General features: G+C 75.6%; 4 protein-coding genes and 3 tRNA genes. 1 reads left to right on the top strand and 6 read right to left on the bottom strand.

What is annotated here, in order from left to right; translation table 11 throughout:
• Positions 1–14: 14 nt before the first annotated feature.
• The 6 genes from ABZ449_RS28335 to ABZ449_RS28360 form a co-directional block, all read right to left on the bottom strand.
• Positions 15–1022, bottom strand: coding sequence for a C40 family peptidase (locus tag ABZ449_RS28335; protein WP_360351597.1), 1008 nt, complete (start codon positions 1020–1022; stop codon positions 15–17).
• On the bottom strand, positions 1019–2293 hold the full coding sequence (locus tag ABZ449_RS28340) for an SPFH domain-containing protein (protein WP_360351599.1): 1275 nt from the start codon (positions 2291–2293) through the stop codon (positions 1019–1021). Before ABZ449_RS28340 ends, ABZ449_RS28335 begins: the two co-directional genes overlap by 4 nt.
• A gap of 194 nt (positions 2294–2487) precedes the next feature.
• Positions 2488–5562, bottom strand: a complete 3075-nt coding sequence (locus tag ABZ449_RS28345; RefSeq protein WP_360351602.1) for an Ig-like domain-containing protein — start codon at positions 5560–5562, stop codon at positions 2488–2490.
• Positions 5563–5915: 353 nt separating this feature from the next.
• Positions 5916–5991: transfer RNA gene (locus ABZ449_RS28350), tRNA-Arg, on the bottom strand.
• Positions 5992–6022: 31 nt separating this feature from the next.
• Positions 6023–6098: transfer RNA gene (locus ABZ449_RS28355), tRNA-Arg, on the bottom strand.
• Between the two features lie 241 nt (positions 6099–6339).
• Positions 6340–6433, bottom strand: a tRNA-Ser gene (locus tag ABZ449_RS28360).
• 177 nt (positions 6434–6610) lie between these two features.
• Between ABZ449_RS28360 and ABZ449_RS28365 the strand changes: the two genes are divergently transcribed.
• The gene (locus tag ABZ449_RS28365) at positions 6611–10135 is read left to right on the top strand and encodes a PAS domain-containing protein (protein ID WP_360351605.1); all 3525 of its coding nucleotides are present in this window, start codon (positions 6611–6613) and stop codon (positions 10133–10135) included.
• Positions 10136–10272 lie beyond the last annotated feature (137 nt).

Consider the following 10272-nt stretch of genomic DNA (forward strand, 5'->3'; position numbering starts at 1 on the left):
TACGGCTTTCGCGGCTACGGCCGCCCGAAGTGGGTCGGGTAGTAGCCCGAGTTGAGAGTGGAGACCCGGACGGTCTTGCCCGGCCGCGGTGCCTCCACGAACGTGCCGCCGCCCAGGTAGATCCCCACGTGGTGGATCCCCGAGGCCCGGCCGCTGTCGGACCAGAACACCAGGTCGCCGCGGCGCAGCTGCCCGGCGGTGATCGGCGTGGTCGCCGCGTACTGGTCGTCGGCCACCCGCGGCAGGCTGATCCCCGCGCGCCGGTAGGCCTGCTGGACCAGCCCCGAACAGTCGTAGCCGGACGGGCCGTTGCCGCCCCAGACGTACGGCTTGCCGAGCTGGGCGAGCGCGTAGTCGATGGCCGCCTCCATGCTCCCGGAGGCCGGCGCGGGGTTCGCCGAGGGACGGCTCGCGGGGGGCGCGGGCTGCGCGGGGGCCTGGGCCGAGCCGCCGGCGGACTGCCCGGTGCGGCTCGCGTAGACGTCGTGGTGGCTGGTCCAACGCCACTCGCCACTGCCGTTCTTGAACCAGTACTTCGATCCGTCCCAGCCCTGGCGCATCCCGGCGGAGGAGGCCGAACCGTTGGAGGCGGCCCGGGCGGTGGCACCGGCCGAGCCGCCGCCGGACTGCCCGGTGCGGCTCGCGTAGACGTCGTGGTGGCTGGTCCAACGCCACTCGCCACTGCCGCTCTTGAACCAGTACTTGGAGCCGTCCCAGCCCTGCTTCCCGGCCGCGGCGTGCGCCGATCCGGCGCCGGCCGTCAGGCCGACGACGCCGGCGCCCGCCAGCACGGTGGTGGCCAGACAGGTGCTCCGCACGGCCCGGTGTATTCGGCCGCCGTCGGCCGCCGCCGAGGAGCGGGCGGGGCGTGGACGGACGACGCAGTTCGGGCAGCCGCAGCCCGCGATCGCGGGGATGCTGCCGAGGCGTTCCTCGAAGCCGATCAGCCCGGGATCACCGTCGGGGCCCCCTGAGCCGACGGTGACGGCGGGTTCGGCGTACGCGCCGGTGGCTATCCTCATGCGGGTCGTCCTTCCTTCCGCCCGGCACGGGCGGCCGGGGACGGTACCGAGGCGGTCACTCCGGCCGGGGCGACGAACGCGACCAGCAGCTGTTCCATCAGCGCGCTGCGGGCGGCCTCGTCCAGTTCGTGCGCGGTCGCCCGCTCCAGGCGGCGCACGGCGAGCGCCGCCGCCTCCACCGCGTCGTCCACCAGCACCGTGCGCAGGCCCGCGTCCAGATCGGCCAGCCGGCGCCGGCGCATCGACTCGGCCACCTCGGGCGCGTAGTCCAGGGCCAGCGGCTGCACCGAGTAGACCTCCAGGCCGGCCGGGACGACCTCGGCGGCCAGCGCCCTGGTCATCTCGTCGGCGAACCACTGCCCGTCGCGCAGCGCGGGACCGGGGGCCGCGTTGCTGTCGCAGGGGAGGGTGGACGCGGTGCGGGTGAGCACGGCCTGGATCTGCTCGCGCAGGTAGCTCTCGTGGTCCTCGATCGCCAGCAGCGCCCGTGCGGTGTCCTTGACCCGCCAGACGATCAGCAGCCGGACCACGATCGGCGTGCCGGTGCGGTCCACCACCTTGACCGGCTCGCTGCGCCAGTGCCGCAGCCGCACGTCCACACGCCGGCGGCGCAGCAGCGGGTTGACCCAGACCAGGCCGGCCCGGCGGACGGTGCCCCGGTAGCGGCCCCAGCGGGTGAGCACCCTGGTCTCGCCCCCCGCGTTGGCCAGCAGCCCGGCGAGCGCGACCACCACCAGCAGACCGGCCGCGGCCGCCGCGCCGATCCACTGCGCGTCCACGGACACCTGGCCGCTCTCCCGTGCGGCGGTGCCGCGCAGGTCGGGCAGCACGTCCCAGTACGGGATGACGCCGGTGCGCAGCAGCACGAACAGCACGCCTGCCACACCGAGCAGCACGGCCAGCAGGGCGATCCAGCCGGGCTGCGCGGCGGCGCGCTGCTCGCGCAGCGCCTGGTCGGCGCGCGGCGGGCGCCGGGAGGTGGTGGCGGTCGGGGCTTCGGCCGCCGTGGGGTCCGGCAGTTCGACGGTCTCCGGGGCGGCCGTCTCCACCGGGTCGCGCAGGTCCGCCGGGCCGGCGTGCGCCGGGCCCGGGACGACGGCCAGCGGGGTGGTCGCCGGTCCGCTGTCGGCCGGGCCTCCCGGCTTGACGGTCCGGACGGCCGTGGCCCTGACCAGCGGACTGGAACCGGAGGCGGAACGTTCCGGCGGTACCGGCGGAAGCGCCTTGGGCAGGTTGTCGGGTCGCTGCGAAGAATCGCGGGTGACGTCCATGCACGGATCCTCTGGGTCGGTGTGTCGCGCAACGGGCGGCCCGGATCTGACGGGCAGTGCCAGGGTCAGGCTAAGTTCATACGTCATCAAATGCGACATTTGAACCGAGGTGTGTCGACATTTACTGACGAATCATCCAAAGCCGACCTGACGCGCAGGCACATGAACGGATGGTCGGGACAGTTCGGCGCCGATCAGCGCCGAGGAGCACCGGCCCTGCGGGCGACCACCCGACGGGTGATCAGTCCGAGACCGGTGAGCACCAGCAGGACTCCGGCGAGTCCGCCGCGCCAGCCGGCCTCCCCGGGCCGCCCGGACGTACTCCGCACCGCCTCCGCCGGCGGCGCCGCCAACGGCCGGGCCGCGTCCCGGCCGGACTCGGTGGGCTCGGCGGATCCGGCGGAACCGGCGGAACCGGCGGAACCGGCCGGCGGGGACACGGACTTCACCGTGGCGACGGTGGCCGGCGAGGCGCCCCCACCGGTGGCCGGGGAGGGGGTGACGGCCGCGGTGGTCGAAGGGATCGGGAGGGCGGACCTGGTGGAAGCGACGGACCCGCTGGTCACGTGGGCCGTCGCCCGGGCCGAAGCGATCGGACGGGCCTTCGGAGCCCCCGACGACGCCGCCGACGGGCCGGCCGCCACCGACGTCGCCGTCACCGGATCCACCGTCATCGGCCGGGCTCCCGCGGGCTGGAACGCGATCGGGACCGCCGGGGCGGACGGACTCGCCGAAGCCATCGCCGAGCGGAGCGCGCTCGGGCGCGGTTCGGCGGGCTTCGACGGCGCCGCCAACCCACCGGACGCCGCCGGGCTCTGCGCCGCCGGACCGGGTGCCGCGTGGCTCGCCGCGGAGCTCGCCGCCGGGCTGGACACCGGACCGGACACCGGACCGGACACCGTCGCCGCCGCCGGGCTGGGCTTGGCCGAGGCCGGCCGCGTCGGGCTCCCGGCCGCCGGGCTCGACGCCCCCGAGGCCGAAGCCGAGGCCGTCGACCCGGCTGCCGGCGAACTCTGCACCACCGGCCCCTGCACCACCGATCCCTGTACCGCCGGGCTCTGCGCCGTCGGCACCGGCGGCACCGAGCCCGGCATCGCCGGACCCGACACCACCGGGCCGGGCACCGCCCCCGCGGTGGCGACCCGCACCGGCACCGGTTCCGCCGAGACCGCGTTCCCCGCCGGGTCCGTCGCCGTGACGAGCAGCCACTGGTCCCCGTCCGCCAGGTCCCGGTTGGCCGTGCAGGTCCAGCTCCCGTCGAACGCCGCCGTGGCCCCGCACAGCACCGTCCGCCGTTCCGCCTCCGAGTCCGCCCCGCCCTCCACCGTGACCAGCACGTTCGAGCCCGGCTCCGCCCGGCCCGTCAGCTTCGGCCGGCCGACCCGCACCGTCTCCTCCGGGGCCGGCGAGACGAGCTCCGGCCGCGCCGGCAGGCCGGTGTCGACGACCAGTTCCACCGGCGGCCCGGCCGTCCGGTTCCCCGCCACGTCGACCGCGACCGGGGTGAGCAGGTGCTTCCCCTCCGTCAGGTTCTCGACCGGCAGGCAGGACCACCGGCCGGCCGCCGGCACCCCCGTGATGCACAGGTCGTCGCCCGAGCCCTGGTCGACCACCCAGACGGTGCTGCCCGCCTCCCCGGTGCCGGTGATCCGGAGCCCCGGGTCGTTGGTGTACGCGGGAACGGTGAACGCGGGGGTTCCCGGCGGCACGGTCTTCACGCTGACCCTGACCGGCTCGCCGCGCAGCACCACGCCGCCGCTGGTGGTCTCCACCGGGGCGAGGGCGTGCGGACCGGCGGCCAGCGCGTTGCCGGGGCGGCAGGACCAGTCGCCGCCGTCCTGGACCCTGGCCTCGCAGAGCGAGGTGTCGCCCTCGCGGACCTCCACCGTGGCGCCGGACACCGCGCCCGCGCCGCTGATCCGCGGGCGGGCGTCGGCGAGGACGGCGCCGTCGAGCGGCTCGGCGATCTCCGGCCGGGCGGCGCCGACGGTCAACTCGATCCGCTGGTCGGAGACCTGTCCGGAGTCGGCGAACCCGCCGGAGGAGACGAGTTGCCCGGCGTCACGGCCGATCCGCAGCCTGGCCCAGGTCCCGCCCGAGGCCGCACCGGACGGGACGGTCCACTCCAGGGTGGCGGTGTCGGCGCCGGGCGGTACCTCGGTCTGCACCCGCTCGGCGGGGTCGAACCCGCCGGTGTGGTCGAAGTCGATCCAGCCGGCCAGGGTCGCGGGCTCGTCGCCGACCGCGACCGGGACGGTGAGCCGGTAGTAGCGGCCGATCGCGGCCTCGGCGGGGAAGGCGATCGACGGGTCGGCGCCCCGGTACTCGGCACGGCCGGGCTGGAGCCTGGACTGCGGGCCGGCGAACGGGCTGCGCGGGCCCGCCCCGCGGTCGAGCCGGACCAGCGGCCCGCCGCCCGGGGCCTCGACGGAACTGCCACGGGCGGTGCGCGCCCCGGCCGCGTCGGAGCCCTGGACCGCGTCGGAGCCCAGGAAGAGGTCGGAGACCACGTGCGAGGCGTTGCCGTAGTCCTGCGGGGCGGTGCCCAGGCCCTCGTCGACGGTGACGGTGTAGGCCTGGTGCAGGACGGGCGGGGCGGTGGTGCTGCCGGCCCGGGCGACGGAGCGCTGCTCGACCCGGAACACCGCGGTGCGGACCGTCCCGGCCAGCTCCAGCGAGCCCTCGGTCGCCGAACCGGGATCGCCGTCGGTGGCTCCGTCCGGGCTCGCGGGGGCGAGGGCGTTGCCGTCGACCGTCCAGCCGGGCCAGTCGGTGCGGTCGACCAGGGCGGGGGCGGCCGGCGAGCCTCCGGTGAGGGTCAGCCGGGCCGCCGTGCTGGTGTTGCCGGAGTCCCCGGTGGCGAGCGCGGCCAGGCCGCTGAGGTGCAGCCGGGGGTTGCGGACCGGCCGGGAGAAGTCCAGCCGGAGCGTGCCCACGGTGCGCCAGGAGCCTTCCGCCTGCGGACGGTCGGGGACGAGGCCGAAGGTCTGCGCGGCATCTCCCGGCCGCATTCCGTCGGCGTAGCGGGCGGCGGGGCGGCCCCCGTCGGAACGGTCCGCCAGCTCGCCCGGCTCGGCGGTGACGCCGGTGCCCGGGGCCGCGTCGAAATCGAACCGGACCGAGAGTCCGGAGGGCAGCACCGCCCGGTGCTCGGCGGACCAGGCGTCGGGGAACTGCCGGGCCACCGAGAGCGGGGCGTTCCACGTGGTCAGCAGCCCGGTGGCGAGGACGGCCAGGGCGGCAGCCGTACGGGAAAACTGTCGGCTCATCCGGCTCTCCTTACGCGGTCGGCTGCCGGGTGGTGGGCAGTCTGCACAAGATCCGACAAAAAGGAACCACGGCCCTGAGCCGGGCATACGGCGACACCTGTGCTTTTGGCCGAGTCCCACCCGATCGGCGGTCATCCGGGCGGCAGGACGGGATGTACCCGAAACGGCTGCATTTCATCCATTAGGCGGCAATCGACACCACCCGAACGGACGCGGGAACGGAACGTCCGGTCCCATCCGGGGGACACCGGCCTCCGGGACGGAACCATCCACCGGAAAACGCCGTTCGCCTCACTCCCCGGGCTTCCCGGAGAACGGAAGAAGCCCCCGGCCGACGGCCGGGGGCTTCTCGATGGTGCGCTCAGCAGGATTCGAACCTGCAACCTCTTGATCCGTAGTCAAGTGCTCTATCCGTTGAGCTATGAGCGCAAGGAACGGGCGAACCCGATCTTGCGGAGTTTGGTGCGCTCAGCAGGATTCGAACCTGCAACCTCTTGATCCGTAGTCAAGTGCTCTATCCGTTGAGCTATGAGCGCTCGCCCTGGTGAACGTTGCCGCCGGGGCGTTGCGGGGACAACATTACATGACCTGCGGCGTAGGACGAAATCGGTTGATCCGGGCCCCGTCGGGCCGCTGCCGGGCCGCTGCCGGGCCCCTCCGGCGGCTTCGGAGCGACCCCCGAGCCCGCCCTCCGGCCCCGCACGGCGACCCGGCCGGGACCGAGCCCGGGAACGCGAAGAGCCCCCGTCGACGAGATCGTCGACGGGGGCTCCCGACTGGCGGAGGCTGAGGGATTTGAACCCTCGATCAGGAATAACCCCGAAACCGCATTAGCAGTGCGGCGCCATAGACCGGACTAGGCGAAGCCTCCCCACATGAAGCGCATCCGCGCGAGCGGATCCGTTCCGTGTGTCAGAGATGATGCCACAACCGTGGGGCTCGGCACCAACCACCGCCAACGTTACTAGGCGGGTCGACCCCGCCGCAAAGAAGAATGAGATACTGCCGTCTCCGGAGGAGCTGCCCCGAGCCGAGGAGACCTGTCGACGTGAGCAGCAGGCCGATCCGAGGCGCTGCTCGCCTCGCCGCCATACTCGACGCCCTGCCCGACGCGTTGTTGCTGGTGAACAGCAACGGCACCGTCGTGGACGCCAACAGCGCGGCGGTCCAGGCGTTGCAGGCGCCGGGCACCTCACTGGTCGGCATGGGCGTACTGGGTCTCCTGCCCGAGTTCGACCCCAGCCGCATCCCCGGCTCGATGCGCCCGGCCACCCGCGACGACGAGTCCCTCGACCGCCCGGTCCGGATGACCGCCCACCGCACCGACGGCACCACCTTCCCGGTCGAGGTCTCCGGCAACGACTTCGCCGACGACGGCGACGGCCGCGGCTACGCGCGCTCCCCGTACGACTCGTACCGCGAGAACTCGCCCTCCTCCTCCGACCTTCTCCTCCTGCTGGTCCGCGACCTCTCCGGCCGGCTCGGCGTCGAGGCCGAGCTGCGCCGCCAGCACAAGCAGACCGAGATGATCCTGCGCGCCGCCGCCGAGGGCGTGCTCGGTGTGGACCTCGAAGGCCGCTGCGTGCTGGTCAACCCGGCCGCCGCGCACATCCTGGAGTACCGGGCGAGCGAGCTGGGCGGGCGCGAACTGCACCCGCTGATCCAGCACTCCCGCGCCGACGGCACCCCGCTGGCGCTGGAGGAGTCGGCGCTGCTGGACACCCTGACCTCCGGACGCAAGCACCGGGTGCGCGGCACCGTGCTGTGGCGCAAGGACGGTCGGCCGGTCACCGTCGACCTCACCACCGCCCCGGTCCGGGACGGCGACCAGCTGGTCGGCGCGGTGATGACCTTCACCGACCGCAGCCGCGAACTCGCCCTGGTCGCCCGCAACGAGCACCTCACCGCCGTCCTGGAGAGCGAGCTGGGCGGCGCGCTGAACGCGCTGAACCAGCGGCTCGACGCGCTCGCCGCCGACCCGGCCGGCCAGCTCTGGCCGGAGGCCAACTGGACGCTGCGCCGGCTGGCCGACGAATGCCGCCGGTTCGGGAAGCTGATCGACGGGGTGCTCGACCACCAGCGCTACGAGGCCGGCGAGAGCGCCGAGGGCGAGGCCAAGGACGGCAAGGAGCCCAAGGCCGGCAAGGACGACAAGGACGGCAAGGGCGGCAAGGGCGGGCGGAAGGCCGCGCCCCGGGTGCCGGTCGGCCTGGACAAGGTGGTCCGCCGGGCCGTCGAGGAGGCCGGCGAGCTGGTCGGCCCCGGCCGGGTGCGGTTCTCGGTGCACACCGCCGCGGTCGAGGTGATCGCCGACGAGCGACGGCTGGCGCAGGCGCTGGCCCACCTGGTCGCCGACGTCAGCGGCATCGGGCTGGCGCTGGAGACCCCTGACACCCCCTCCCCCGGGCTGGCCGTGCCCGGGCTGAACGGCGCCGCGGCACCCGCGCAGCCGCCCGCACCCGAGCCGCCGACCGTCGTACTGGCCGCCGCCCAGCGCGGCGAGGTCGCCCGGGTCGAGATCCGCGGCCCCGGCGTCGGCGGCAGCCCCGTCCACCTGCCGATAGCCCGCGCGGTGGTCGAGCGCCACGGCGGCGTGCTCCAGCCGCACGAGCTGCCCGGCAAGGCCGGCACCACGTACGTCGTCGAGCTGCCGCTGGACCCGGCCGCCGCGAAGGCGGCCGCCGAACGCGCCGCCGCCGAAGGCCGCTCCGACCGGCCCAAGGAGAGCGACAGCGCCGTCCTGCCCGAACTTCCGGGCATTCCGCAGCTTCCCAGCAGCGGCGAGGGCGCCGAACCCGCGGCGGCCGGCGATCAGCCCGCCGCGGAGGCCCCCGAAACGCCCGACGCGGAACAGGCGCCGGGCGAGGAGCCCCCCGCCGAGCGGCGCGGCCGCCGCGGCCGCCCGGCCACCGAGACCCCGGAGTCCGGCACCCCCGGCACCCCCGGCACCCCCGATGTTCCGGCCGACCAGTGGCCGAACGCCCCCGCCCGGGTCGAGCGGGCCGTCCCCGAGCAGTGGAACGGCACCGGCAACGACCCGGTGTACGGCCGCCAGGGCCTGCCCGGGCCGGACGGCGCCCAGAGCGACCCGTGGGGCAAGGACGACGGCCGCTCCGGCCCCGCCTACGCGGTGCCCGTCGAGGGCCACCGGGCGGCGCCGAACCGCCCCGGCGGGCGCGAGCCGCTCGCCCTCGGCCCGGCCCCCGCGCCCACCACCCCGGACGGCGCCCCGCCCGCCGACGCCCCGCCCGCCCCGGTCGCCGAGGCCGCCCAGGAGCAGGCCCCGGGCGAGACCAAGCACCGGCGCCGCCGCGCGCTGCCCTCGGCCGAGGAGTCCTCCGGCGGCTTCGCCCTGCCCGGAACGGCCGACACCCCGGTCTACCCGGGCCTGGAGCACGCCCTGCCGGCCGGCCCCGCGCCCGCGCTGCCCGAACCGGCCGCCGCTGCCGCGCCGACCGGACGCCGCCGCCGGCTGGCCGTCCCGCCGGGCCCCGGCCCGGACGCCCTGGTGAACGCCTCCGGTCCGACGGGCCAGGTCGGTCAGGCCGGTCAGGTCGGTCAGGCCGGTCAGCCGCAGCCCTCCCCCGGCACCGCGCTGGCGCCCGCCCGCGCCGCACTGCCCGCCGCCGAGGAACCCGCCGGACCGCGCCCGGTCGGCACCGGCCTGGGCGAACTCGCCCCGCCGCGCCAGCTCGGCCCCGCGCCGGTGCCCGCCGCCGCGCCGCAGCCGCCCGTACCGGCCGAGGCCGCCCGGACCGCGCCGCGCCCGATGGCCGAACTCCCGCCCGCCGACGAGCGGCCCGCCGGCGAGCAGCCGTCCGCCCCGACCGGCGAACTGGCCAACACCCGCCGACTGCTGGTCTGGCCCGAGCCCGACCCAGCCACCAAGCAGGCCCTCCAGGCGCGCGGCTACCTGCCGGTGATCGTCCGCTCCCGCGAGGAGGTGGACGCCCACGTCCCCGGCTTCCCCGCCGCCCTCTTCGTCGACCCGCTGACCGGCCCGATCACCCGCACCGCGCTCCAGTCGCTGCGCACCGCGGCGCTCAACCGCCGGATCCCGGTGCTGGTCACCGCCGGCCTCGGCCAGGCCACCCGGGACGCCGCCTACGGGGCCGACCCGGCCGTCCTGCTGCGCGCCCTCGCGCCGCGCGACGGCGAGCACCACGCCCCGCGGGTACTGCTGGTCGAGGGCGACCCGGACATCGCCGCCGCCATGATCAGCAGCCTGGAGCGGCGCGGCATGCACGTCGAACACGCGGTGGACGAGAACGACGCGGTGGCCCGGGCCAGCAGCGTGCAGCCCAACCTGGTGGTGATGGACCTGCTGCAGATCCGTCGCCGGCGGGTCGGCCTGCTGGACTGGCTGCGCGCCAACGACCGGCTGCACCGCACCCCGCTGGTGGTCTACACCTCCGTGGACCTCGACCCGCGCGAACTGCCCCGGCTGCGCACCGGCGAGACCGTGCTGTTCCTCGCCGAGCGCTCGACCAGCGAGGACGTCCAGTCCCGGATCGTCGACCTGCTCGGACGGATCGGCGCGATGGGCGAGGCGGGCGTCGCCGCCGCGGGCTGACCCCACCGCGGACCGGCTCTCCGGCACGCACGTGGAAGGGCCGGCATACCGATCCGAACCCGGTCCAAAATCGGTTCCAAAGCACTCCGGAACCGGCCCTGAACGACCTGGAACGCTCAGAGCCGGGCGGTCCAGCG

Origin of the sequence: Kitasatospora sp. NPDC005856, assembly GCF_040629945.1 — a bacterium.
Lineage (GTDB): Bacteria > Actinomycetota > Actinomycetes > Streptomycetales > Streptomycetaceae > Kitasatospora.

Excerpts from the sequence above, each read along its gene's own strand:
- ABZ449_RS28335 (WP_360351597.1), bottom strand. The coding sequence starts at position 1,022 with ATGAGGATAGCCACCGGCGCGTACGCCGAACCCGCCGTCACCGTCGGC.
- ABZ449_RS28340 (WP_360351599.1), bottom strand. The coding sequence starts at position 2,293 with ATGGACGTCACCCGCGATTCTTCGCAGCGACCCGACAACCTGCCCAAG.
- ABZ449_RS28345 (WP_360351602.1), bottom strand. The coding sequence starts at position 5,562 with ATGAGCCGACAGTTTTCCCGTACGGCTGCCGCCCTGGCCGTCCTCGCC.